General features: G+C 54.9%; 26 protein-coding genes. 8 read left to right on the forward strand and 18 right to left on the reverse strand.

Annotation, left to right across the window (positions count from 1 at the left end; genetic code table 11):
• Window positions 1–813 precede the first annotated feature (813 nt).
• The gene (locus U8T64_RS01875) at window positions 814–1,257 is read right to left on the reverse strand and encodes an SHOCT domain-containing protein (RefSeq protein WP_322180379.1); all 444 of its coding nucleotides are present in this window, start codon (window positions 1,255–1,257) and stop codon (window positions 814–816) included.
• Window positions 1,258–1,622: 365 nt separating this feature from the next.
• Between U8T64_RS01875 and U8T64_RS01880 the strand changes: the two genes are divergently transcribed.
• The 5 genes from U8T64_RS01880 (at window position 1,623) to U8T64_RS01900 (ending at window position 5,588) form a co-directional block, all read left to right on the forward strand.
• Window positions 1,623–1,913 (forward strand): OadG family transporter subunit, encoded by a 291-nt coding sequence (locus U8T64_RS01880; RefSeq protein WP_322180380.1) that lies wholly within the window; start codon window positions 1,623–1,625, stop codon window positions 1,911–1,913.
• Between the two features lie 54 nt (window positions 1,914–1,967).
• The gene (locus tag U8T64_RS01885) at window positions 1,968–2,345 is read left to right on the forward strand and encodes a biotin/lipoyl-containing protein (RefSeq protein ID WP_322180384.1); all 378 of its coding nucleotides are present in this window, start codon (window positions 1,968–1,970) and stop codon (window positions 2,343–2,345) included.
• A gap of 38 nt (window positions 2,346–2,383) precedes the next feature.
• The gene (locus U8T64_RS01890; protein ID WP_437125987.1) at window positions 2,384–3,550 is read left to right on the forward strand and encodes a sodium ion-translocating decarboxylase subunit beta; all 1,167 of its coding nucleotides are present in this window, start codon (window positions 2,384–2,386) and stop codon (window positions 3,548–3,550) included.
• Window positions 3,551–3,574: 24 nt separating this feature from the next.
• Window positions 3,575–5,026 (forward strand): pyruvate carboxylase subunit B, encoded by a 1,452-nt coding sequence (locus U8T64_RS01895; RefSeq protein ID WP_322180386.1) that lies wholly within the window; start codon window positions 3,575–3,577, stop codon window positions 5,024–5,026.
• Window positions 5,027–5,126: 100 nt separating this feature from the next.
• Window positions 5,127–5,588 (forward strand): S-ribosylhomocysteine lyase, encoded by a 462-nt coding sequence (locus U8T64_RS01900; RefSeq protein WP_322180388.1) that lies wholly within the window; start codon window positions 5,127–5,129, stop codon window positions 5,586–5,588.
• A 147-nt stretch (window positions 5,589–5,735) separates the two neighbouring features.
• Here U8T64_RS01900 and U8T64_RS01905 read toward each other — a convergent pair whose 3' ends face one another.
• Window positions 5,736–6,035, reverse strand: a complete 300-nt coding sequence (locus U8T64_RS01905; protein ID WP_322180390.1) for a helix-turn-helix transcriptional regulator — start codon at window positions 6,033–6,035, stop codon at window positions 5,736–5,738.
• A gap of 181 nt (window positions 6,036–6,216) precedes the next feature.
• On the opposite strand from U8T64_RS01905, the gene U8T64_RS01910 reads away from it, so the two are divergent.
• Complete coding sequence (locus U8T64_RS01910) at window positions 6,217–6,660, forward strand: TM2 domain-containing protein (RefSeq protein WP_322180391.1); 444 nt, start codon at window positions 6,217–6,219, stop codon at window positions 6,658–6,660.
• Window positions 6,661–7,644: 984 nt separating this feature from the next.
• On the opposite strand, the gene U8T64_RS01915 is transcribed toward U8T64_RS01910, so the two are convergent.
• The 5 genes from U8T64_RS01915 to U8T64_RS01935 form a co-directional block, all read right to left on the reverse strand.
• Entirely contained in the window at window positions 7,645–8,208 is a 564-nt protein-coding gene (locus tag U8T64_RS01915) for a YdeI/OmpD-associated family protein (protein ID WP_322180392.1), read from the reverse strand.
• Between the two features lie 62 nt (window positions 8,209–8,270).
• Entirely contained in the window at window positions 8,271–9,686 is a 1,416-nt protein-coding gene (locus tag U8T64_RS01920) for an alpha-L-fucosidase (protein ID WP_322180394.1), read from the reverse strand.
• A gap of 1 nt (window position 9,687) precedes the next feature.
• Window positions 9,688–10,320: an MBL fold metallo-hydrolase gene (locus U8T64_RS01925; protein WP_322180396.1), complete on the reverse strand. Its 633-nt coding sequence runs from the start codon at window positions 10,318–10,320 to the stop codon at window positions 9,688–9,690.
• A 16-nt stretch (window positions 10,321–10,336) separates the two neighbouring features.
• Window positions 10,337–10,795, reverse strand: coding sequence for a hypothetical protein (locus U8T64_RS01930; RefSeq protein WP_322180398.1), 459 nt, complete (start codon window positions 10,793–10,795; stop codon window positions 10,337–10,339).
• Window positions 10,796–11,481: 686 nt separating this feature from the next.
• Complete coding sequence (locus tag U8T64_RS01935; protein WP_322180399.1) at window positions 11,482–11,784, reverse strand: hypothetical protein; 303 nt, start codon at window positions 11,782–11,784, stop codon at window positions 11,482–11,484.
• 241 nt (window positions 11,785–12,025) lie between these two features.
• Here U8T64_RS01935 and U8T64_RS01940 point away from each other — a divergent pair, with 241 nt between their 5' ends.
• Window positions 12,026–12,508 carry a superoxide dismutase family protein gene (locus U8T64_RS01940; RefSeq protein ID WP_322180401.1) on the forward strand — a complete coding sequence of 161 codons (483 nt, stop codon included), beginning with the start codon at window positions 12,026–12,028 and terminating at the stop codon, window positions 12,506–12,508.
• Window positions 12,509–12,626: 118 nt separating this feature from the next.
• Here U8T64_RS01940 and secF read toward each other — a convergent pair whose 3' ends face one another.
• The 8 genes from secF to U8T64_RS01980 all read right to left on the reverse strand — a co-directional run bounded on the left by secF (window position 12,627) and on the right by U8T64_RS01980 (window position 21,306).
• Window positions 12,627–15,005 carry a protein translocase subunit SecF gene (secF, locus tag U8T64_RS01945; protein ID WP_322180403.1) on the reverse strand — a complete coding sequence of 793 codons (2,379 nt, stop codon included), beginning with the start codon at window positions 15,003–15,005 and terminating at the stop codon, window positions 12,627–12,629.
• Window positions 15,006–15,225: 220 nt separating this feature from the next.
• Window positions 15,226–17,295 (reverse strand): bifunctional 4-hydroxy-3-methylbut-2-enyl diphosphate reductase/30S ribosomal protein S1, encoded by a 2,070-nt coding sequence (locus tag U8T64_RS01950; protein ID WP_322180405.1) that lies wholly within the window; start codon window positions 17,293–17,295, stop codon window positions 15,226–15,228.
• Window positions 17,296–17,979 (reverse strand): lysophospholipid acyltransferase family protein, encoded by a 684-nt coding sequence (locus U8T64_RS01955; protein WP_322180407.1) that lies wholly within the window; start codon window positions 17,977–17,979, stop codon window positions 17,296–17,298.
• A gap of 90 nt (window positions 17,980–18,069) precedes the next feature.
• A complete protein-coding gene (gene cmk, locus U8T64_RS01960; protein WP_322180409.1) occupies window positions 18,070–18,732 on the reverse strand; it encodes a (d)CMP kinase in 663 nt (220 codons plus the stop codon).
• A gap of 298 nt (window positions 18,733–19,030) precedes the next feature.
• On the reverse strand, window positions 19,031–19,612 hold the full coding sequence (locus tag U8T64_RS01965) for a GNAT family N-acetyltransferase (RefSeq protein ID WP_322180411.1): 582 nt from the start codon (window positions 19,610–19,612) through the stop codon (window positions 19,031–19,033).
• The gene (locus U8T64_RS01970) at window positions 19,609–20,016 is read right to left on the reverse strand and encodes a hypothetical protein (protein ID WP_322180413.1); all 408 of its coding nucleotides are present in this window, start codon (window positions 20,014–20,016) and stop codon (window positions 19,609–19,611) included. The genes U8T64_RS01965 and U8T64_RS01970 overlap by 4 nt, the downstream gene beginning before the upstream one ends.
• A 111-nt stretch (window positions 20,017–20,127) precedes the next feature.
• Window positions 20,128–20,484 carry an endonuclease domain-containing protein gene (locus U8T64_RS01975; RefSeq protein ID WP_322180415.1) on the reverse strand — a complete coding sequence of 119 codons (357 nt, stop codon included), beginning with the start codon at window positions 20,482–20,484 and terminating at the stop codon, window positions 20,128–20,130.
• A 606-nt stretch (window positions 20,485–21,090) separates the two neighbouring features.
• Window positions 21,091–21,306: a helix-turn-helix domain-containing protein gene (locus U8T64_RS01980; protein ID WP_322180417.1), complete on the reverse strand. Its 216-nt coding sequence runs from the start codon at window positions 21,304–21,306 to the stop codon at window positions 21,091–21,093.
• 88 nt (window positions 21,307–21,394) lie between these two features.
• On the opposite strand from U8T64_RS01980, the gene U8T64_RS01985 reads away from it, so the two are divergent.
• Window positions 21,395–21,670, forward strand: coding sequence for a hypothetical protein (locus U8T64_RS01985; protein WP_322180419.1), 276 nt, complete (start codon window positions 21,395–21,397; stop codon window positions 21,668–21,670).
• Window positions 21,671–21,678: 8 nt separating this feature from the next.
• Here the strand turns inward: U8T64_RS01985 and U8T64_RS01990 are convergent, their stop codons facing one another.
• From U8T64_RS01990 to U8T64_RS02000, 3 genes are read right to left on the reverse strand one after another with little or no spacing between them, the layout of a single operon-like run.
• Window positions 21,679–22,917 (reverse strand): BaiN/RdsA family NAD(P)/FAD-dependent oxidoreductase, encoded by a 1,239-nt coding sequence (locus tag U8T64_RS01990; RefSeq protein ID WP_322180421.1) that lies wholly within the window; start codon window positions 22,915–22,917, stop codon window positions 21,679–21,681.
• Window positions 22,914–23,786, reverse strand: a complete 873-nt coding sequence (locus U8T64_RS01995) for a MurR/RpiR family transcriptional regulator (protein WP_322180423.1) — start codon at window positions 23,784–23,786, stop codon at window positions 22,914–22,916. Before U8T64_RS01995 ends, U8T64_RS01990 begins: the two co-directional genes overlap by 4 nt.
• A gap of 18 nt (window positions 23,787–23,804) precedes the next feature.
• On the reverse strand, window positions 23,805–23,966 hold the full coding sequence (locus U8T64_RS02000) for a hypothetical protein (RefSeq protein ID WP_322180425.1): 162 nt from the start codon (window positions 23,964–23,966) through the stop codon (window positions 23,805–23,807).
• Window positions 23,967–24,030: the final 64 nt, after the last annotated feature.

The following is a 24,030-nucleotide window of genomic DNA, read 5'->3' on the forward strand; positions in this document are numbered from 1 at the left end:
GGAACGCAGTGACGAAGGATCTTGGCCAGCGCAGACTGGCGCAAAACGAGATTTACGCATACCTGCCAGTGAAAGGACGAGATTCTTCCAGAAAACAAAGCTTGCTTTCTGCTCAGGAATGACAAGAGGGGGGCAAACCGGCCTTCTGCACTCACTGTCATCCTGAGGAGCAAGGCGACGAAGGATCTCGACCAGCACAAACCGGCGCAAAACAACACTTGCGCATACCGGTTAATCAAAGGGCGGGATTCTTCTCGAAAACAAAGCTTGCTTTGTTTTCTGCTCAGGAATGACAAGAGGAAAGTAAGAGGGTAACGGAGAAATCAATGCGAACATACCAACGGCCCTTACCCACTGTCATTCTGAGGAACGCAGTGACGAAGGATCTTGGCCAGCGCAGACTGGCGCAAAACGAGATTTACGCATACCTGCCAGTGAAAGGACGAGATTCTTCCAGAAAACAAAGCTTGCTTTCTGCTCAGGAATGACAAGAGGGGGGCAAACCGGCCTTCTGCACTCACTGTCATCCTGAGGAGCAAGGCGACGAAGGATCTCGACCAGCACAAACCGGCGCAAAATAACACTTGCGCATACCGGTTAATCAAAGGGCGAGATTCTTCTCGAAAACAAAGCTTGCTTTGTTTTCTGCTCAGGAATGACAAGTGGGGAACGAGCCAGGCATCCGCACTTACAGTCATTACTGGGGAAAAAGATTCCGCTCAGTAATAACATGGGAGAAACCGCCGTTCTTATATCACAAAACATCAAAAAGGTGCGCCTGCCATTTGCGGGCGCACCTTTTTGATCTCATTTTTACCCCAAGATCTCTCGCTTTTTCTTTTCAAATTCCTCTTGGGTGATGGCCCCGGAATCCAGAAGTTCTTTATACTGCTTGATCATTCTTACGGTAGCTCCCTCGTTCTCCAGGGCGGGCTCGGCTGCTGCGGCAAGCACCGCCTGCCTGCTTCTTCCGCAGGCACAGGTACCGGTGTAGGAAGGGTTCAGTCTGCCGCAGACACATTTCCAGCCACCCGCTTCCATGGTGCGCCGTTCCTCAGCCTCCCGCGCCAGCTGGGGAGAAAGGGGGCCTGTCGAATAAAGCTGCGGCTTTGAAAGGGCCACAAGCAGTGCGATAAAACCAAAGAAAAAGCCCCACCAGAACCAATTTTCCTCATATCCCTTATTGTACACGACCGTCTGTGTCGCCGCGCCCCAGATAACGCCCCAAATAATGATACCGATCACAGCGCCTATCATACAAAAACCTCCTGACAGAAAGCTGTTTTATATACTTTATTTTCTATTTATATTTTAACATCTGAAACTTTTTTGTCAATACCAGGTTTATAGAAAAAGCTCCAAGATCCGCACTGTACAGCGGCCTGTCAGTTCAAGGCTGCCTGCGCCTCCGGCCCGGCTTCTGAATTCTTTTCTTCAATGCGTGTTACCGCGGGGTAAAAAAATTTCCGAAAGCCCCCGAAAACCCATTGTCAAAAAGCTCCTTTCATGGTATGATGTACCTGATTTTGATAAAATAGGGAAGAATGGTATTTTTTCAGAATCTCACCCATTTGTACTGAGCTCTTTTCTAAATAATTTCACAGCGAAGGGAGGTCAAAAGCATGGAAAATGCGAATCCAAATACCCTGCAAGTTGTCTTGATGGGCCTTATCACTGTTTTCGTCGTGCTGATCTGCTTGATCCTTATTATCAAGCTCATGGGGCTCATTATGACCAAGGTCGCAGAGAAAAAGGCGGTGCCTGCCGCCGCGCCGGCCCCTGCTGTTCCGGCTCCTGCCGTTTCCCAGCCCGGGGAAAAGCAGAAGCTGGTCGCCGCTGTTGCCGCCGCTATTGCGGAGGACATGGGCGCCGATGTAGATCACCTGAAAATTCATTCCATCCGTAAGCTGTGAGAACATTTCCGGCAAATCACTTTGAAAGAAACTGTAAAGAGAGGATATCGTATCATGAGAAAGTACAATGTGAATGTAAACGGCACTGCTTATGAAGTTACCGTAGAAGAAGTAAAGGGCGGCGCTGCCGCTCCCGTGGCTGCTCCTGCTCCGGCTGCTGCCCCTGCTCCTGCTCCGGCTGCTGCCCCCGCTCCTGCCGCTCCGGCTCCCGCCGGCGCCGGGGAGCAGATCACCTCTCCCATGCCCGGCACCATTCTGGACGTGAAAGTCACCGCCGGTCAGGCGGTAAAGGCCGGCGATGTGCTGATGATCCTGGAGGCCATGAAGATGGAAAACGAGATCATGGCTCCCAAGGACGGCACCGTCACCGCCGTATCCACCTCCAAGGGCGCTTCCGTAGAGACGGGCACACTCCTTTGCACCATTGCTTAAAAGGCTTTTTACCACATACTATAAAAGGAGTGTAAACCATGGACGCAATTATGAGCTTTCTGGAGAGCACCGGCTTTGCCTTCATCGCCAAAGATCCACTGTGTCTGGTGATGATCGCGATTTCCTGCTTTCTGCTGTATCTTGCCATCGTTAAAAAGTTTGAGCCGTTGCTGCTGCTTCCCATTGCCTTCGGCATGCTGCTGACAAACCTGCCCGGCGCGGGAATGTACCACGCCGAGTACTTTGCGAACGGCGTCATTAACTGGGCGGAGCTGGGCACCGGCCACGGCGGCCTGCTCGATTACCTGTATCTGGGCGTAAAGCTGGGCATCTACCCCTGCCTGATCTTTATCGGCGTAGGCGCCGGTACGGATTTTGCCCCCCTGATCGCCAACCCCAAAACACTGCTGCTGGGAGCGGCGGCGCAGGTAGGTATTTTTATTACCTTTATCGGCGCGCAGCTGCTGGGCTTTACCGGCGCTGAGGCCGGTTCCATCGGCATCATCGGCGGCGCGGACGGCCCCACGGCCATTTACACCACCGCACAGCTTGCGCCTAAGCTGCTTGGGCCCATCGCTGTGGCGGCATATTCTTACATGGCGCTGGTGCCGGTGATTCAGCCGCCCATTATGAAGCTGCTGACCACCCCTGAGGAGCGGAAGATCAAGATGAAGCAGCTTCGTCCCGTTTCCAGAACGGAAAAGATCCTGTTCCCCATCATCGTGACCATCTTTGTTTCCTTCATGCTGCCTTCCGCCGCTCCCCTGGTGGGCTGCCTGATGCTGGGCAACCTGATGCGTGAGTGCGGCGTGGTAGAGCGCCTGAACAAGACCGTTCAGAACGAGCTGATGAACATCGTCACCATCTTCCTGGGCGTGTCCGTGGGCGCTACCGCCACCGCCAAGAACTTCCTGAATCTCCAGACTCTGGAGATCCTGGCCATGGGTGTGATCGCCTTTGGCTTCGGCACTGCCGGCGGCGTGCTGCTTGCCAAGCTGATGAACGTGTTCTCCAAGGAAAAGGTCAATCCCCTGATCGGCTCCGCCGGCGTTTCCGCCGTTCCCATGGCGGCCCGTGTTTCCCAGGTGGTGGGCCAGAAGGAGGATCCCTCAAACTTCCTGCTGATGCACGCTATGGGCCCCAATGTGGCCGGTGTGATCGGCTCTGCGGTGGCCGCAGGCGTACTGCTGGCCCTGTTCGGTTAAGCCGGGAAAGGAGAGCGTTAAGTTATGGCTAAAAATCCCTTAAAAATTACAGATACCATTTTGCGCGACGCCCATCAGTCCCAGGCGGCTACCCGCATGAAACTGGAGGACATGGTGCCCGTTCTGCCCCTTCTGGACAGTATCGGCTACTGGTCCCTGGAATGCTGGGGAGGCGCCACCTTCGACGTGTGCATGCGCTTTTTGAATGAAGATCCCTGGGAGCGTCTGCGCACCCTGAAAAAGGGTCTGCCCAACACCAAGCTGCAAATGCTGCTTCGGGGACAGAACCTTCTGGGCTACCGCCATTATGCCGACGACGTGGTGGAAGCCTTCTGCAAAAAGTCCATCGAAAACGGCATTGATATCGTTCGTATTTTCGACGCCCTGAACGATCCCCGGAACGTGGAGGCCGCTGTAAAGTACGTCAAGGAATACGGCGGCATGGCGGAGGTTGCCATCAGCTACACTAAGAGCCCCGTTCACGACGAGGATTACTTTGTAAAGCTCAGCATGCAGCTGGAAAAAATGGGCGCGGACACCATCTGCATCAAGGACATGGCAAACCTTCTGCTGCCCTATGACGCCTACTCCCTGGTGAAAAAGCTGAAGGAAAATGTAGGCGTTCCCATTCACCTGCATACTCACAACACCACCGGCACCGGCGATATGACCAACCTGATGGCGGCCCAGGCCGGCGTGGATATTGTAGACTGTGCCTTAAGCCCCCTGGCAAACGGCACCTCTCAGCCCGCCACCGAGTCCATGGTTGCCACCCTGCAGGGCACCAGCCGGGATTCCGGGCTGGATCTCACAAAGCTTTCCGAGGCTGCCGCCCATTTCCGCGGCGTAGCGGAAAAGCTGGACGTGAACCCCAAGGTGCTGAAGGTGGATACCAACACCCTGCTGTACCAGGTGCCCGGCGGCATGCTTTCTAACCTGATCTCTCAGCTGAAGCAGGCCAATGCCGAGGATAAATATTACGATGTGCTGGCGGAGGTGCCCCGGGTTCGCGAGGACTTCGGCTTCCCGCCGCTGGTGACCCCCACCAGCCAGATCGTTGGCTCCCAGGCCGTGCTGAACGTGCTTTCCGGAGAGCGCTACAAGATGATCACCAAGGAAAGCAAGGGCCTGCTTCGCGGCGAATACGGCCAGCTTCCCGGTAAGGTCAATGAGGAAGTGCGGAAAAAGGCCATTGGCGACGCGGAGGTTATTACCTGCCGCCCTGCCGATCTGCTGGAGCCGGAAATGGAAAAGCTGCGGGCCGAGTATACCAACAAGGGTCTGGCACACAGCGAGGAAGACGTTCTGAGCCTGGCCCTGTTCCCCCAGGTGGCGGAAAAATTCCTGCAGTGGAGAGACGGCGATCACAGCGCGGAGGAAGCCGCTCCCGCAGCCGCCCCTGCCGCCCCCGCCAAGGCGGACGACAATTCTCCCCGCACGCTGATCGTAGAAGATCTGACCGGCGGAAATTTCTGATCACTGCTTGACAAATGAGGCCCGGCTATTTTGAAAGAGAGCCGGGCCTTTTCTTATCCGCTTCCCTCGTGGAACAAACAAAGGAAAAGAGGTTTTATCCATGAAAACCATCGCAAGCTTTACCGTAGATCACGACAAGCTGGAAAAGGGAATGTATCTTTCCCGCATTGACGGAGATGTTGTGACCTATGATATCCGCATGAAAAAGCCCAACGGCGGAGATTACCTTTCCAACGGCGCCCTGCATACCTTCGAACACCTCTTCGCCACCTATGCCAGAAACAGCCGGTTTTCTGAAAGTGTGCTCTATGTGGGCCCCATGGGCTGCCGCACGGGCTTTTATCTTCTGCTGCGGGACACGGTCTCAACGCAGGAGGCCATTTCCCTGGTTCGGGAAAGCTTTGCCTTCCTTCGGGAATTTACCGGGGAAATCCCCGGCAGCAAGCGCCGGGAATGCGGCAACTACCGGGAGCACGACTTGCCCGGCGCAAAGGCTGTGGCGGAGGATATGCTTCAGGTGCTGGAGCACTGGACGCCGGGGCAGCTGGATTATCAGGCATAAAGGCAAAATAGCCCAGCCAAATACTCTTTGGCTGGGCGGAGCTTCCTTTTTGAAAACCGTATTTCTCCGGCTCCAAGCAAATTTCAAGAATAACACAACAGCGCAAAACACCCTCGAAGCTCAACGCTTTTTCGAGGGTGTTTTCAGTTATTCCGTTCCGTTCTGTTTCTGGAAATAGGCCGCCAGGGCATAAAGGATGCCCTTTTGTTCCTCGCTGAAGCTATCCAACTCTATCATTTCCCGCTGCTCCAGACCCAGCAGATAGTCGGTGGACACGTGAAACAGCTGGGAAAGCTCTACCAGCTTGGCGGCGGTAGGCGCTGAGATGCCCATTTCCCAGGCATTGACGCTGGAACGGGTCACGGACATAAGCCTTGCCAGATCACTTTGGGTCATGCCACTGGCCGTTCTCAGCTTCTTGATTCGGTTATCTGTCTGGATCACCACAGGCGCACGCTCCTTTTTGTCAATTATAGCTTGCGCTCTGTGATATAAAATTATCATCTTTGATTATTATAATTTGACAGCCTCTTCCTTCTGTGCTATACTTTCTACAAAATCAGACAGCATCGGGGCCGCTCTTTTACGCTTCCGGCGCATTGTCTGCTCATCTTGAGGAGGTAATTTCATGGATACAGAACAGAAAGTACAGCAGCCGCAGACTGCCGTTCCCCAGCCTGCGGAAACACAGGCTCCCCAGCCGGAAGCGCCCCAGAAATTCTGCAAGCACTGCGGAGGAAAGATCCCAGCGGACGCGGTGGTCTGCACCTTGTGCGGCAGGCAGGTGGAGGAAATGGGCGGAGCCGCCGCCCCTAGCATCGTCATCAACAATTCCAACGAAAACACAAATACCAATATAAACACCATGAACGCCTATATGCAGTCCAAGGCCCGTAGCAAGTGGGCGGCCCTGGCGCTGTGCTTCTTCCTGGGCTTTTTGGGGGCGCATAAATTCTATGAGGGCAAAACCGGTAGAGGAATTCTTTACATTTTCACAATGGGCCTATTTGGCATCGGCGTACTCATTGATTTTATTTCCCTGCTTTTCAAGCCAAATCCCTACTATGTTTGACAAAAAAGCAAGGCAAGCTCTTTAAGCTTGCCTTGCTTTTTTAGACGCTGGATACTGAATTCTAGATCCCAGATGGTAGCGCTGCCGCGCAGTACAGGTAAAAAAGACAGAAGCAGAACGATAAATGAAGTTTAGCGAACTAGTTGTTAGCGGTTAGTTATTAGTCGTTAGAGAAGGGCTAGTTCTCCCCTCTATTGTCATTCTGAGGAACGAAGTGACGAAAAATCTCGACCTTGATTCCGGAAAAAGGGCAAAGGACGAGATTCTTCACTTCGTTCAGAATGACATACCTGGGGTGTGCAAATAACCGCTAAGTTTCAATTTATCGCTCAGCTTGTGGTCGGGTGAGAAACTATCCTCCCTCACCAAACAGCTTCACGAGTGGGTGCAGCGGCACAAGCGTTGTAACCAACGCTGCAAATTCCAATTTAGCGAACGGTTCCCCACTGTCATTACTGAGGAAAAGAAGCTTTGCTTCTTTACGAAGAATCTTGCCCTTGATTCCCTAAAAAGGCAAAGGACAAGATCCTTCGCCGCCTTCGGCGACTCAGGATGACAGAGAGGGGGCCTTTTCCCTTTCTAACAACTAACTACTAACCGCTAACAACTTATATGCTAAGTTTCAATTTATCGCTCAGCTTGTGATCGGGCTAGAAACTGTCCTCCCTCACCAAGCAGCTTCACGAGTGGGTGCAGCGGCACAAGCGTTGTAACCAACGCTGCAAATTCCAATTTATCGCACTAACTGTCTTGCTTTGTCACTGCTGAGCAAAAAGCGAAGTAGACTCCGCTTTCCCGGCGAAGAATCTCGACCTTGATTCCGAAAAAGGGCAAAGGACGAGATTCTTCACTTCGTTCAGAATGACATACCTGGGGTAAGCAAATAACCGCTAAGTTTCAATTCAGCAAGCTCACCTTTTCCCCCATCGTTCTTCATTGCGCCCCGCCGCCCTTCTCTAACAACTAACTACTAACATCTAACGACTATGCCTGCATCGGCTTCAGGTTTTTATTGAGCCGGTCTATCAGCCAAGCTATTCGTTTTTCTCTCCCGGCGTCTGTTTTCGCGTCAAAATAGGCCCGGGTATAGGTTTTTCTTACCGATAGGGACATGGCCTTGAAATTTGCGCAAGCGGGCTCATGGCCCTCCAGCAGGTTGGAAAGCTGCTCTATTTGCTCCTCTGTGACTGCCGTGGGGGCGGCGTCCCATTGACCGTTTTTCCGGGCTTCTTCTATTTTTTCCCTGCCGAACTCGGTCATCAGCCCCCGTTCCTCCAGGCTTTTGACCAGCGCCTTATTTTTCTCCGACCATTTGCTTTTTTCCCTGCGCAGAGAGAAATATTTCCGGTAGGTTTTTTCATCCAGACTCTGCATCTGCCCATCGATCCACCCAAAGCAGAGGGCTTCCTCCAGAGCCTCTCCCGCCTTTACGGTTTTCGGCCCGCCGGCCTTGCCGAACAGAAGCCACACGCCGGCGCTTGACCGGCAATGCTCCGAAAGCCAGCTTCTGAATTCCTCCCTATCGGCAAATTCCAAAATCTCACTCATACCACGTGCCTCCTTTGGCTGTTTGGCCCCTGCGAAAAAGCAGGGCCATTCAAAACAGCGTTCTATTCATAAAACCCCACTTTTTTCAGCACCGGCGCGGAGCGGGACTGGCGGATCACCAGGGCCGCCTCCACTGCCCGGCCGGAAAGCGGAAGAATCCTTTTGGCGCCGATCACTGTGCCGGAGGCCACCTTTTCTATGCTGCCCTCCGGGGTTTTGAGATAAAGCTCAAACTGTTCCACCCGCTGGCTTTCCCGAAGCTCCTCCTCCAAAACGCAGTAGCGCAATGTACGGGCTTCCCCAAAGGAAAAGAAAAGCACGGGCCGCTCCGGCGTCAGCCTGCCCGGAGCTTCCTCCAGCACCGGCCGCCGCGTGATCCCCTTGAGCTTTTCCCCCAGCTCTTCCAGCACCGCCCGATCCTTTTCACAGATCCTGCCGCTTCTGTCCGGCGGCACGTTTAAGAGAAGACAGCAGTTGTTCCCCACAGAACACAAATAAATGGAGAACAGCTCGTCAGCCGATTTCACCGTGCTGTCCTCTTCCTCATGGTAAAACCACCCCTTGCGAATAGAAACATCCACCTCGGCGGGATACCAGCAAAGCTTTTTCGCCCGCCGCAAAACACCGCGGGAGCCCAGATCCTCATCGGAAGAGGTCAGCGCCTTCATGGCTTCTCCTTCCTCCTCCCGGTGCTGAGAACGCTCCTGCACGGTTTCCGCCCGGGTCAGTTCCTCCGGCACCACCGAAAATTCCGCCGCCCTTGTTTTTCCCGCTTCGTTTCCCACCCAGCGAAGGTCCGGCCCGCACACCGCGATATTGGCCCCCGGCTGAAGTCTGCGGACGGTTTCATAGTACTGCTCCCAGTCATAGGTAAATTCCCGGGCATTTTCTCCCTTGGCCCCGTCGAACCAGACCTCGAAGATCTCCCCGTACCCGGTGAGAAGCTCTGTAAGCTGCCGGCAGAAATAGTCGTTATAGGCGGGAGTTCCGTAGGTGCTTTCGTGCATATCCCAGGGGGAAAGGTACACGCCGAAGGAAAGCCCCGCCTCCCTGCAGGCGTCGGCAGCCTGTTTGACGATATCCCTTCCGTAAGGGGAATGCATCACGGAAAAGTCTGTACAGGCCGTGTCCCACAGGCAAAAGCCGTCGTGGTGCTTGCAGGTCAGAATGATCCCCGAAGCGCCGGAGGCCTTTACAGCGCCGGCCCACTGGGCGCAGTCCACAGCTTTTATGGTAAAGTCGGCGGCAGTCTCCCACCCGGTGCCCCATTCCCGCCCGGTAGCGGTGTTCATACCAAAATGAAGAAAGGCGTAAAAGGGCCGCTCCGCCTGCCGAAGCTGGGCTTCTGTAGGAACAACGGAAAGATACCGCTCCACCTCCCCGTCCAGCAGGGGAACGCCCTGATTGTCCGCCGCCCAGTTTTTTTCCGGCTGCATGGCGCATTCCCAGCGATTTATGCAATCCGCGCTCAGCTTCATGTTATTCTTCCTCCACCGGGCAGGAAAGCACGGTGACCTGCCGGGGCGTTTCCGGAGTAAGCTCCAGAAAAGTGCCACCGAAGCGAACCGTAGGGCCGCACAGCTTCAAGAAATCTTCCACCGTGCTCAGCGCGTCAAAGCCAAATTTCTCCGAGCGGTAGTGCATGGGGATCACCACCCGGGGCCTTATCTCGTCCAGAATGGCCTGTGCTTCCGCCGCGTTTACGGTATAGTGGCCGCCTACGGGGATCATCACAGCGTCCGCGCCCCGCAGCTTTTCCAAAACCAGCTCCCCAGGCATACAGCCGATATCGCCAAAGTGGACGATCCGCATGCCTTCCGCCTCCAGCAGGAAAATGGTGTTCTTTCCCCGAAGGGCTCCCTGCTGATCATCGTGATAAGAAGAAAGCGCCGTCACCCGGAAGGGACTTTCTCCGGGCTGCTCGGGAACGACTACCCCGGCCCGGTAGTTGTGGTCGAAATGCTCGTGGCTGCACAGCACCAGATCGGCCTCCTCCCGTACCGACAAAAGCCCCGGCACACTGCCCGGCTCAAAGGGATCCAGCACGATCCGGTAATTCTTACACTCCACCGCAAAGCAGGAATGCCCCAGCCATTTGATTTTGATCGACATCGTTATGTACCTCCGGTTATAGATTTTTCAGTCCGTCGTACAGCTCGTTGAAGGACATTTTTCTTTCACAGCGCCCAAAGGAAAGCTCCCGGTTTTCCCCGAATTCCAGCAGAAAGCATTTGGCAAGCTCCTCCACGGTTTGCTCCAGCGTAATAAAAAACTGCCGGTAAGCAAATTTACAGGCGGCGGTTCCCTCCTGAAACTGACTGAGGATCAGGCTCTCCGTTGTCTGATCCAACGGGTACAGCTTCAGGTGCAGCAGCTCATGGACGATGGTTTCCTCCAGGTTTTCGTCCTTCGGGTCAGCCGCGTTTAGCAGCAGAATGGCCTTTCTGTCCTCGCAGTCTATCTTGAAATCTCCGGTCTTCCCCCACTGGGGATCGTCCACAAATTCCAGTTTCATATCCCACCCGGGCGTCAGCCGCAGCCTTTTGCACCAGGTATCAAAAATTTCCCGGCATTTTTCCCGTTCCATAAAGAACACACCCCCAAAAATCCATAATTTCGTTTTCAGACGGACGTTCCAGATACTAGATAATGGCAGCGCTGCTACGCAGCGGCGTATAATGAGCAATTAGGAATGAAGGGCAGAGGCGAAGTGGTAAATTATAGTTTATATGGCACCCCTTGGCTTTCTCGCCTGTCGACTCGGTTGCTGTGCCCCGGTGGGGCACGCCCAGCAGCGACCGAAGCGACAGCTGAGAACAGTTCGCACCAGCGGTCTCGCCTGTCGGCTCGGTTGCTGTGTGCCGGTGGCACACGTCCAGCAACGACCGAGTTGACAAACGAGAACGGGTCAGAGCGGTTGCTGTGCCCCAGTGGGGCACGTTCAGCAATGTCTGAAGCGACAGCTGAGTTCTCCACTGGAGACCTTCCCCCCACCGGGACGCGCTCACCCTATCGGCGGTCCCCGCAGACTGCGAAGCAGTCTGTTTCCCCTATTCAGGGGAGGCAAGGGGTTAGTGCTATTCATTAGTCCGCTAAATTCCAATTCATCAAACTTTTTCCTTGTCCTTCCTCATTGCCAATTTTACGCGCTTCTTCCCAAACTGGGCGCGGTATCGTGCTGCCTTATTCCTTACGGTACATTGTACCCTGCCCTTACGCTTTTTGTCAACGAAAAGAGCGGGCGGAAAGCTTTCGTTTTCCGCCCGCTCCTTCTTATTCCCTCATGTGCCTGGGGCTGTACTCGCCGCCGGCCTTTTCCACGGCTTTTCCCGTTTCTTTAGCCGTTTTCGCATGGTGCAGCTCCAGCTGCAAAGACTCCTGCTCCTCTTCCTCCACCTTCGGGATCCCCATGGAGGAAAGCTCCTGATAAGATTCCAATTCCTCGCCGTCCATGGGTACCCTATGCATCAGCCCGGTACACTCTGTGGCGGAAGCCACGCTGGAGAGATCGGGAAATGTCCCCTCCTTCGGCGTATCGTGCTCGTGATATTCTATCGATTTCTTTTTTCTGCTCATTGCCGCCTTTGCCTTCCTTTCCCGCTGGATTTTTCTTTTTTAGGATTTGCCGGGCGGAAAAAATTATGAGCGCCGGGCGGTTCCAAAAAATTCCAAAACTATGGGAAACTGCTTTGTCCCCCGGTAGTATTGCCGAAAGAGCGCGCATAAAATGAATCCGGAGTTTAATGGCCGGGGCTATTTTCAAGCGCACCAAAATGCCCGTAAGCCTGGCTCCAGATTTGGGAAAGATGGTGAAGCCATGATCCACAGCAACACACAGGCTTTTTGCCACAGACTGAACCGCCGGGCCAATGCCTGGGCGGCCATCCGGGGCGGGCAGGACTATCCCCGGCTTTTGGGCAGCGTAAAATTTTTTCAGACCCAGGCGGGCGTACTGGTTTTAGCAGAGGTTTGGGGGCTGCCTTCTCAGGAGAAAAATCCTTCCGGCTTTTTCGGCTTTCATATCCACAGCGGAGGGGGCTGCGGCAGAACGGGAGAAATGGAATTCGGAGAAGCGGAGGGCCACCTGAATCCCACGGGAGTCCCCCACCCGGAGCACATGGGAGATCTGCCCCCGCTTTTTGCGAAAAACGGCTACGCCTGGACGGTTTTTCTCACTTCCCGCTTTACGATCCGGGATATTTTAGGCCGCACCGTGATTCTCCACGCTTCTCCCGATGATTTTACCTCCCAGCCCTCCGGCAACGCGGGCAAAATGATCGCCTGCGGTGTGATACGGTAAGTGAAAACCGCCTTTCAAAAGCCATTCAAACTGCAAAAGAAAACCCGCCCTGCAAGAAAGCTTGCAAAGCGGGTCTTCTCTTTTTGCCTATTAAGCTCCCACAGAAAGGGAGGCTTCCTTATTTCTTTGCCTTGGCGGTATTCAGCTTTTCCCGCTTGCGCAGCTGCCAGAAGCCAAAGAGGCAGGGCGCGATGCACTGAGAGGAGAAGCAGCCTGCCACAACGCCTGCGATCATGGGCAGGGCAAAGGATACCACACTGCTGATCCCGTAAAGCATTGCCACAACGCACACCACCAACAGAGCGAAGAAGGTGGTCAGGGAGGTCAGCAGCGTGCGGCCCAGGGTCTGGTTCAAGCTGGCGTTCATGATCTCGGTGTAGCCTGCCCGGGGGCCCAGCTTCCGCTTATTCTCACGGACGCGGTCATAAATGACGATGGTGCTGTTCAGAGAGTAGCCCAAAATCGTCAGCACCACGGCGATGAAGATATCGTTGATTGCCATGCCGAAAATCACAAACACGCAGAAGGAGATCAAAATATCGTGGAGCAAAGCCACAATAGCGGTGACGCCGGCGGAAAGGCCGCCGATCTTCTTAAAGCGCAGGGCAATGTACACCAGCAGAAGCACCGCCGTAATAGCGAAGCATACCAGGCACTTCTGGAAGAACTTCGCGCCCATGGTGGCGTCTACGGAGTTGGACTCCAGCAGGGTGAAATTCGCCTGGTCAAAGGTTTCGCTCAAAGTAGTGGCCACCTCGGTCTGCTCGTCCGGCGTCATGCTCTGGTTGCCGGAGAAGGAAATAGTCACATGCTTCGCGTCGGAATTGATATCCTGGTTCACCACCACGGAGCAGTCCTTATTCAGCTTGTCCTTGACAACGGACTGGATCTCATCGGGGGAAACGTCCTCACCCTCCACAGAATAGCGGATCATGGCGCCGCCGGCAAACTGGATATCCAGCTTGGGGCCTACCACTACACTGGCGATCACGCCTACCACGATCAAGGCGATGGAGATGGCAAAATAAATCTTTTTCTTTCCGTAAAAATCAATTTTTGCCGTCTTTCTCTCAGTCTCCGGCTGTTCGTCCTCCTTAAAGCCGCCGAAGAGCCAGCGCTTATGCAGGCACTTGAAGCCCGCCAGCGACAGGGTCATCAATCTGGTGGCAAGCACACCCATAATGAAGTTTGCCACAATGCCGATCAGCAAGGTGTAGCCGAAGGAGAAGATAGAACCCGTGGTGGATTCTCCGAAGATCATGGAAAGGATATTGCTGGGGCCGAATACGCCCATCAGCATGATCGCCACGATAGCGGTGGTGATGTTGCCGTCAAAAATGGCCCAGAAACTGCTCTGGAAGCCCTTCTGCAGCGCGCCGTCCAGGGTTTTCCCGTTTTTCAGCTCCTCTCGAATACGGCTGGCAGTGATTACGTTGGCGTCCACGCCGATACCGATGGAAAGGATAATACCCGCAATACCGGGCAGCGTCATGGTAAAGGAGTTCATATCGGGGAAGAACCCGGAAACAGCCGCGAATACCAGGCCCATCTGGCCCGCCAGGCTGATCACGGCTACCGCGCCGGGCAGCCGGAAGCACACGATCATCAATACCGCAATGGCGATAAAGGCGATCATTCCCGCCAGCATCATGGCGTCCAGCGCCTGAGAGCCCAAGGTGGGGGCCAGTGCGTTAAAGTTTGAGGTTTCCAGAGCAAAGGGCAAAGCGCCCGCCTGGATCTGTGCCGCCAGTTGAGTGGCGCTTTCGCTGGTAAAATTACCTTCGATCACACACTTGCCATCGGAAATTACGGCATTTACTGTGGGTGCGGAAAGCCGCACATCGTCCATCCAGATGGAAATGGTCTGGCCCTGCAGCCGTGCCGTAGCCTCGGCAAATTTCTGCGCTCCCTCGTCACTGAGCTCCAGGGACACTACATACTGGGTTGCGCCGGTTTCCCGGTCCTGGTTTACGGCGGGCTCGGCTTTTACCACCTCGGCGCCCTCCAGAATAACAGATTCCGCAGTGGTTCCGGCAGGGGTCTTATACACAGGGTTTCCGTTTTCATCATATCCCATATCCGCATATTCGCCGCCCTCCCGGAAGGTCAAAAGAGCGGTGGCGGAAAGCTCGTTGATGGCCTTTTCCGGGTCAAAATCCGTTTCGTCGCTCTTCCAGGGGAACCGCACGATAATGCGGTTGTTGGCTTCATCGGTATACAGTTCATAATCTGTAATGTTCTGAGACACCATACGGGTCTCCACAATTTCCTTGGCAGCGCTCAGCTGGTCGCCGGTGGCCTTTACTTCTCCGGCCGGGCTGAAGGTGGCTTCCACACCGCCACGGATATCGATGCCCCACCGGATATCTCCCGCCCCTTTGATCATAGTGGTTTTGAAATCGCCGTTCTGTCCGTATACGCCGAACAGAGACGTATACACCAGCGCCGCAATCAAAATCAGCACTACAAAAAAGACAGGTTTTTTTACTCGCTTCATGGGTCTTTGCCTCCAATTTGACCGCCGCCTTTTTTCAGACTTTTGCGGGCGGCCAAGATTTTTTACGTTCCTGCAAAAGCGAGGGGCAATCAAAGGAAAACTCCCCCGGCTTCCTTTTCAGGCGGCGCCGTCTGGCGGCGCTATCTGAAAAGGCCCGGCGGGAGTACCGGAGCACATCATGTGCCCCGGCCCTTTTTCTACCCCGCGCTGTGTTTTCAAATCATTCCTCAGCGGGAGCTTCCTCTTCTGTTGCGGGTTCCTCAGAAGCGGCTTGCGCCTCCGGCTCTACGGTCTCTTCCGGCTCTTCGGCGGGAGCTTCCTCACCGGCCACATATACCACTTCCTCCGCGGGGGCCGCGGCAGCGGCCTCATCGGCGGCAGCCTGCTGCTCCTCCAGCAGGGCGCGGATCGAAAGAGAGACCCGATGGCGGTCAAAATCGATCTCCGTGATCTTCACCGTTACGGTGTCCCCAACCTTCAGCACATCCTGAGGCTTTTCAATGCGGTGGTCGGCGATCTGAGAAATATGGATCAGGCCGTCGATGCCCGGGATCACGCTGGCAAACGCGCCGAACTGCGTCATTCCCACCACCTTGGCCTCACATACGGTGCCCACGGGATACTCCTGCTCCAGCTTGACCCAGGGGTTGTCCTCCGGACGCTTGTAGCCCAGGGAGATCTTGCTGTTCTCTCTGTCCAGGCTCTTGATGTATACATCGACAGTATCGCCCACGTTCACCACCTCGCTGGGGTGACGCACCCGGTTCCAGGAAAGCTCGGAAATGTGAACCATACCGTCCACACCGCCCAGGTCTACAAAGGCGCCGAAGCTGGTCAGGGACTTCACCTTGCCGGTGAACTGCTGGCCCTCCTCCACGGTTTCCCAGAACTTCTCCTGCTGGGCCTTGCGCTCGTCCCGAAGCACGCTGCGAATGGAGCCCACGGCCCGGCGGCGCTGACGGTTGACTTCAATAATGCGGAACTTTACTTCCTGGCCCTTCAGGGGCTCCAGCTCTTCCCCTCTGGAAGCGGTGGCCTGAGAAGCAGGAACAAAGATGCGCATGGCGTCCTTCAAAACGATCACGCCGCCCTTGACCACTTCAATGACCTTGCCCTCCAGCACCTCGCCGGATTCCTGAGCCTTCTCGATATCGTCCCAGCCCCGCATGGCGTCCACACGGCGCTTGGAAAGCATGATGGTGCCTTCCTGGTCGTTGGTTTTCATGATGAGAAGCTCCATCTCATCGCCCAGCTTTACCAGATCTTCCGGGCGGGCGGCGGGATCGTTGGAGAGCTCCGCCACGGGAATAAAGCCTGCCTGCTTCCTTCCGACGTCCACATACACTTCTGTGGGGGAGATCCCCACGACAACACCGTGTACCTTTTCGTCTGTATTTAAGCTTTTGAGGGATTCCTCAAGCATCTCCTCAAAATTTTGCTCATTGGTGTTCACTTCTGCCATGGTAACAAGTACCTCCTTTATAATGCTTGCGGGCGTGGAAGCCCCCGCGGTAATGCCAACGCGGAGCCCGGTGGGAAGGGCCGGCAGCTCGTCCGCTGTTTCCACGAGATACGTTTCGCAGTACTGTGCGCAAATATCCCGCAGCTTCGCGGTATTGGAGCTGTCCCTGCCGCCGATCACGATCATTCGATCGCACTTCAGGGCAAGAGCCCTTGCTTCTTTCTGTCGCTTCGCAGTTGCATTACATATTGTAGCAAAAACTGCGGCGTTTGTACATACTTTTTTCAGAGTTTCCAAACAAATTTGCCATTCTTCCGTGTGAAAAGTGGTCTGAGCGGCCACTACCAGCGGTTTTTTTTCTAAATCAAAATTATTTTCCAGCAGCTTCTGCAGCTCTTCCCTGTTTTTCAAAACGAAATATTCCCCGCCGCAATGGCCGATAATGCCCTGAACCTCCGGGTGATCCCGGTCGCCGAACAGCAGGAAGGGCTTTCCCTCTTCCCCGGCCCTTTTGGCCAGCTGGTGGATTTTTTTCACAAAGGGACAGGTGGCGTCCACACAGGGAAGCCCCAGCTCTTCGATTTCCGCCTCCACGCTTTCCGGCACTCCGTGAGACCGTATCACCAGGGTATAGCCCGGGGAAACCTCCCGGGGGCTCTCCACGATCTTTACCCCCCGCTTTCTCAGATCCTCCACAAGCTGGGGGTTGTGAATGATCGGCCCCAGGGTGGCGGCCTTTTTTCCGCTTTTCAAAAGCTCGTATACCGTATTTACCGCCCGATCCACCCCAAAGCAGAACCCGGCGGTCTGCGCTACTGTTACCGGCAATCAGCCTTCCTCCTTTGCTTCCGGCTGGGGGGCAGGAAGGCCCAGGGCTTCCCGGGAATCTGCCCGCAGTGCAGCGATGCGCTCCATCACCACCCGGCTGGCTTTTCTCAGCTGCATGCTGGATTCGTCCGGGATCGCCAATTCTTCAGCGGGGATCGGCTTTCCGAAGCGAATTTCGGTGCGCCGGAAGGGAAGGGGCCTTCCGCCTTCGCTTCCGGTAATGCACACCGGCACTACCGGGGCCTTCGTCCGGTAATGCAGCAGAGCTGCTCCCGTTTTGGGCCTTTGCAGTTCTCCTGTTTTGGAGCGTGTGCCTTCGATAAACACACCCACCACGGCGTTTTCCTCCAAAAGGGCATAGGCGTCCTCCAAAGCGTCCGTCCCGCCGGTGCCGCGCTTTACCGGAAACGCACCCAGTCCCCGAAGCACGCCGCCGATAAAGCCGTTTTGAAACAGCTCCTCTTTGGCCATGTAAAATACCTGGCGGCGCTGGGCAATGCCCAAAATCACCGGATCCTTCATGGTCACATGATTGCTGCAAAGCAGAACAGGCCCCTCCTTAGGCACATTTTCCCTGCCGATCACCCGAATGCGGTACACCGGAACATAAAACAGCCGCAGTAAAAACTGCCCTACGGCATAAAGCCAGCCCATCCGTTTTGCCTTTCTTTTTTCCTTCGCCATCTCAAAAACCCTCCCCATTGCAGGGCATTTTTCGCCCTCATGATATGGATCCGCAAAAGCGGCCTGCCCTTTCAAAAGGACAACACCCCTTTAACGCCTGCCGTTTACAAGCCCCACCAGCTTTTCCACGACCTCCGTGAAGGAAAGTTCCGTGGTATCCAGAAATACCGCGTCCTCCGCCTGCTTTAGAGGGGCGGTTTCCCGGTGGGTATCCTGGTAGTCCCGCTGCTGGATATCCTTCAAAATTTCCCCGTATTCCGCCTCATGCCCGCTTTCCTGAAGCTGCTTTACCCTGCGCCGGGCCCGCTCCTCCGGGGTGGCGGTGAGAAACACCTTCAGCCGCGCCTCCGGCAGCACCACGGTGCCGATATCCCGGCCGTCCATCAGCACGTTGTTTTTCCGGGCCAGCTCCCGCTGCAGCTCCAGAAGAAACGCCCGCACCGCCGGGTGTGCGGAGCAGCGAGAGGCCGCCATGGAAACCTCCGGCGTGCGGATCAGCCCCGTGACCTCCCTGCCGCAAAGAAACATTTTCTGCCCCTCCGGGTCATGCCGCAGCTCCACCTGAATTTCAGGCAGGGCCGGCTCTACTTGCGCCGGATCCTTCGGATCCAGCCCATGCTCCAGCAGATACAGCCCAATGGTGCGGTACAGCGCCCCGGTATCCACATACACAAAGCCCAGCTCCTTCGCCGCCGCCTTCGCAATGGAGCTCTTTCCCGCTCCGGACGGACCGTCTAATGCTACTGCAAACATAATTGTAACTCTCCTTTTCCCTCTACCTAAACTTATAGTACCAAGTAGTCCGGAGCTGCCCGGAACGGACCGTCTCATGCTACTGCAAACATAACTGTAACTCTCCTTTTTCTCTATCTAAACTACAGCACCAAGTAGTCCGGAGCTGCCCGAAACGGACCGTCTAATGCTACTGCAAACATAACTGTAACTCTCCTTTTTCTCTATCTAAACTACAGCACCAAGTAGTCCGGAGCTGCCCGAAACGGACCGCCTCATGCTGCTGCAAGCATAGTTACCGTTCTTAATTTATTCGTCATCACTTTGAAAATTCTTCTGTACAGAATGATTTCCCTCTCTGAAACTCCTCCCGCAGAAGCCGGTATTCCATGCGGGTCTTCATGGCTCCATCGTGCCATTCCCAGCCCGGACGCTCCGCCTCCAGCACCATGCCGCATTTCTGCATCACCCGCTCGGAGCCCCGGTTTTCCCGCAGACAGCCGGTGGTCACCCGGTAGACGTTGTCCTCCAAAAAGGCAAATTCCAGCACCCGCCGGAACGCTTCCGCACCGTATCCCCGGCCCCAGAATTCCGGCAGGTAAAAGTATCCCGCGTCCACCAGCTTTCCCAGGGGCGTCCGGCTTCTCACCGTATAGCCCACACTGCCAAGCTGTTCCCCGGTGTCCTTTCGCTCCACCCGAAGGAATACAAACCGCCGCTCTGTAGAAGCGGCGTCCGCCAGCACCCCGGCAAAATCCGCTTCTCCCTCCTGCCGGGAGTGAAGCTGAATATCCTGCAAATAATACATGGTTTTCGAGTCGCTTTTCAGCTGGATATAGTCTTCCCGGTCCTCCGGGACGTAATCCCGCAGGATCAGCCGCTCCGTTTCCAACTTGATCATAGGCCCTGCTTCCTCTCCAGGAATTCATCGATCAGGCGAATATCCAGAAGATCCTTCTCTCTGCCCAGCTCCTCCTTCTGCCTGCGAATGCTCAGCAGGCTGGCGGCCGGTACGCCCTCCAGCGTGACCACCTCATCGGTGTGCCAGTTTTCCAGCACCTCCACCCGGTCGTTTACCGCGAAGATCCGGGTGCCGTCCAGCCCGTCCAGGCGAAAGGGGACCCCCTGCCGCTCCAGCCGGTCCGCCAGCTCGGTGGTACAGACCAGGTCAATATCCCGGGTGCTTTCCTTCACCCCGTACAGCACCAGCGCCGCCCCGGAGGTCAGCCAGCAGCCTTCCTCCAAAAAATCCAGTTCCTTCAAAAGTCTCAGAATATCCTCCCGAAACAGCCGTTCCTCCGCCATGCTTTGATCTCCTTTCAGGGGTAAACCTGTTTATTTATCTTATCGAAAAGGTTCTTGTTTGACAAGGGAAACCGAAAGTGAAAAATGCAAATTTCTTTCGTAGTTATTTTATCACAAAGCATTCTTCACGGCCATATCGATATATTCACATACACCCGCAAAATTCTGATTTACCTCATTATTGGGGATCCGCAAAATTTGCAGCCCGTATTCCTCCAAAAATTTTGTGCGTTCCGTGTCTTTTTTCTGCCCCTCGGTTTCATAATGCTGGCTTCCGTCCAATTCAATCACCAGCCGCGCTTTACTGCAATAGAAATCCGCGATGTATTGCCCCAATACCTTCTGCCGCTGAAATTTCACCGGATAAGGACGCAGAAAATCATACCAGAGATGGCGTTCCTCCTTCGTCATGGCTTTTCGAAGCTCCCTTGCGAAAGGAACTAAAACGGGATTGTATTTCTTCCCCATTCCCACCTTTCTCCTTTCTTTGCAAAACTCGCCAGGGAACGATCCCCTCAGTCAGCCTGTTGGCTGACAGCTCCCCTTATAAATAAGGGGAGCCTAAAGAAAGGCTCCACTTGCTTGCAAGGGGAGCTGTCACGGCGTTGCCGTGACTGAGGGGATCAGCCCGCTGGCTTCCTGCTGTCTGTCTGCCTCTATAAAACAAATTTCTTTATTTAATTATACTAATCCCTTGAGGAATTTACAAATTTTTTAGCAAGGCACATTCTGCGTTCTTTGCAAAACTCGCCAGGGAACGATCCCCTCAGTCAGCCTGTCGGCTGACAGCTCCCCTTATAAATAAGGGGAGCCTAAAGAAAGGCTCCACTTGCTTACAAGGGGAGCTGTCACGGCGTTGCCGTGACTGAGGGGATCAGCCCGCTGGCCTCTTACTGTTTGCCCGCCTCTATAGAGCAAATTTCTTTTTTAATTATAATAGCCCATCAGGGAATTTACAAATTTTTTAGCAGAGCACATTCTGCGTTCTTTGCAAAACTCGCCAGGGAACGATCCCCTCAGTCAGCCTGTCGGCTGACAGCTCCCCTTATAAATAAGGGGAGCCTAAGGGCGCGGTTATTTTTTTAAATTTCTTTTGTTTGTTCTCCCCAAAAGATAATCGATGCTTACATCATAGTAATCTGCCAGGGCAATCAAAACCTCTGGCGACATATCTCGGTCGCCATTTTCATAATGACCGTAAGCGCGCTGGCTCATGCCCAGTACCGCGCCCATATCAGCTTGTGTTTTTTTTTCCTCTTTGCGCAATTCTTTAATTCTTTTATACAGCATAATTTTCACTCCCAAAAATTAGAAAAGCCAATTTGGGCTATTGACTTTTCAGCCGTTTTGGTCCATAATAGTGCCCGAGGTGATAAACATGAAAGATCAAAAACGATTTACTGAGCTTTTGCGGGACTTTCGTTCCAACGTGCTTCTTTTTGAATCCACACTCTTAAAGCTGGAAAGCCTGGAAAGGGCCTGGGAAGAGGGGAGCCTTTCCGAGCGGTATTCTGAGGAGACGGTGAAGCAGGCTATTTCCGATCTTTATGATGAGGTTTCCTGGATAGGCCGGGACGTTTCGAACCTTGCCCTGTGGATCAACAACGCCTGCGCTTTTTCCGCCGCCGGGCAGGGAATTTCTTTATCCCCCTGAAAACAGGGTTACAGAAAGCTGCCCGCCAAATGCCCGGTGGAAAAGGCGATTTGCAGGTTATAGCCGCCGGTGTAGGCATCGCAATCCATGATCTCCCCCGCAAAGAAAAGGCCGGAAACCAGCTTGGAGCCCATGGTGCGGGGGTCGATCTCCTTCAGGCTTACGCCGCCGCAGGTGACGATGGCCTCCTGCAAGGGGCGAAAGCCCCGGATCTCTATGGTAAAATCCTTCAAAAGCCCGGCAAGCTCCCTTCGCTGTTCCCGGGTAACGGAGTGGCACCGGGTTTCTCCCGGAATGCCGGAGCGCTCCACCACCACGGGAATCAGCTTTTGGGGCAGAAGCTCTTCCAGGGAATGAAGGAACATGCGGTTTTGGTTTTTTTCCAGATCCCGCAGCAGGCGGGCGTCCAGCTTTTGGTGATCCAGCGCCGGCTTCAGGTCGATATGCACCGTATAGCTTCCCGGCTCCATGGGGTGCATATGGGCGGAGGCGCTGAGCACCGTGGGGCCGGAAAGGCCGAAATGGGCAAACAGCAGCTCGCCGAAATCCTCATAAACCGGCTTTTTCTTCCCCCGCTCCGTCACCTTCAGCCCGCAGTTGCGCAGGGAAAGACCCATCAGCCGGGGGCAGTACCCGCCTTGCTCCACCAGGGGAACAAGGGACGGCACTAACGGCTTTACGGTGTGGCCCAGGGCCACCGCCAAGCGGCTGCCGTCTCCATTGGAGCCCGTGCCGGGATAGGAAGCCCCGCCGCAGGCCAGCAGCACAGAGGAGGCCCGGTATTCTCCGGCAGGGGTGCGCACGCCCCACACGGCGCCGCCTTCCGTCAGCACGGCGGAAACTGGCTCCCGGATCACCTGGACTCCTGCCTGCAAAATAAACCGCTCTAAGGCCTCCGCGATATCCTCCGCCTTGTCGGACACGGGAAACACCCGGCGGCCCCGCTCGGTTTTCAGCGGGACCCCCAGGTCTTCAAAAAAGGACATCACTGCTTCCGGGGGAAAGGCAGAAAACGCGCCGTACAGGAATTTTCCCCCTCTGGGCGCGGCCGCCACGGCCTCCTCTACCGAGCAGTGATTTGTCACATTGCAGCGTCCCTTTCCGGTGATCCGCAGCTTTCTTCCCAGCTGCCGGTTCTTTTCCAGCAGGGCCACCCGGCGGCCCCGGGCCGCCGCGATTCCGGCCGCCATCAGCCCGGCGGGCCCGCCGCCCGCCACGATGGCGTCAAACGAATTTTCCCGGTTCAAGTGCTTTTTTCATCCACCTTTTCATAAACTCCGTACTCGTCCCAAATGCTTTCGATCTGCCGCAGGGTATCCGCCACCTCGTCCTTCTTCCGAATGGCAACGGAAACGATCAGGGCGTTCAGCACGCTCAGGGGACCCACCAGCGAATCCACAAAGGAGACCATATCACTGCGGGCCAGCAGCAGGTGGGCGGCATACTGGGCCAGGGGGGACAGGGGACTGTCTGTAACGGCGACTGTGGCCGCTCCCTTATCGGAAGCGTATTGCAGCGCTTTTACCGCCTTTTTCGAGTACCGGGGAAAGCTGATGGCAATAATGGCGTCTCCTTCTCCCACCCGGACGATCTGCTGCAAAATGCTGGCCTCGCTGACGGCTTCTATCAGCTGCACCGTGCCGAACACCAGGCGAAGGTAATGGGCCAGAAAGGTAGCTAAGGCCAGGGAGCTGCCCGCACCCAGCACATAAACGCGCCTGGCCTTTGTCAGAGCGTCCGCCGCCCGGTAAAAGGCCTCCTGATCCATATTTTCCTTGGTGCGCTTCAAAATATCGATATCCTGCTCCAGCACAGCGTCCAAAAGCCGGGTAGGGCTGATATTGGCCGAGGTCATCTCCAGCCGCTGCACGCTGGTCATTTTACTGCGGATCATCTCCTGCATGGCCTGCTGCAGGGCCGGGTACCCCGAATACCCGATCTCCGTGGCGAACCGCACTACGGTGGATTCACTGACCCCCACGGTTTTTCCCAGCCGGGAGGCCGTCATAAAAGCGACCTTGTCCGCGTGCTCTTCGATATATCTGGCAATCGCCCTCTGTCCTTTTGAGAATTCCGGGCTTTTCAGCCGGATCCTCTCAGAAAGCTGGCTGTTCATGGTACGATCCTCTCCTTTTCACCCATACAGTTTCCCTGATTTGCTCGTATAATTCATTTTAAGCCTTTCTCCTGCAAAAATCAAGTGAAACGCCGGAATATTCCCAAAAATAAAAAGTAATTTTGCAGGATTATTTTCCAAAGCGTCAAAAACGAGCTGTTGGCTGTTCAAAAAAGCCAAAGTTCTTTGTTCTTTCTCTTCTCTAACAACTAACAACTAAAAAAGGAAGCGTCCGGCGCTTTAC

It is taken from the genome of Neglectibacter caecimuris, from assembly GCF_034335015.1.
GTDB classification, from domain to species: domain Bacteria; phylum Bacillota; class Clostridia; order Oscillospirales; family Acutalibacteraceae; genus Acutalibacter; species Acutalibacter caecimuris_A.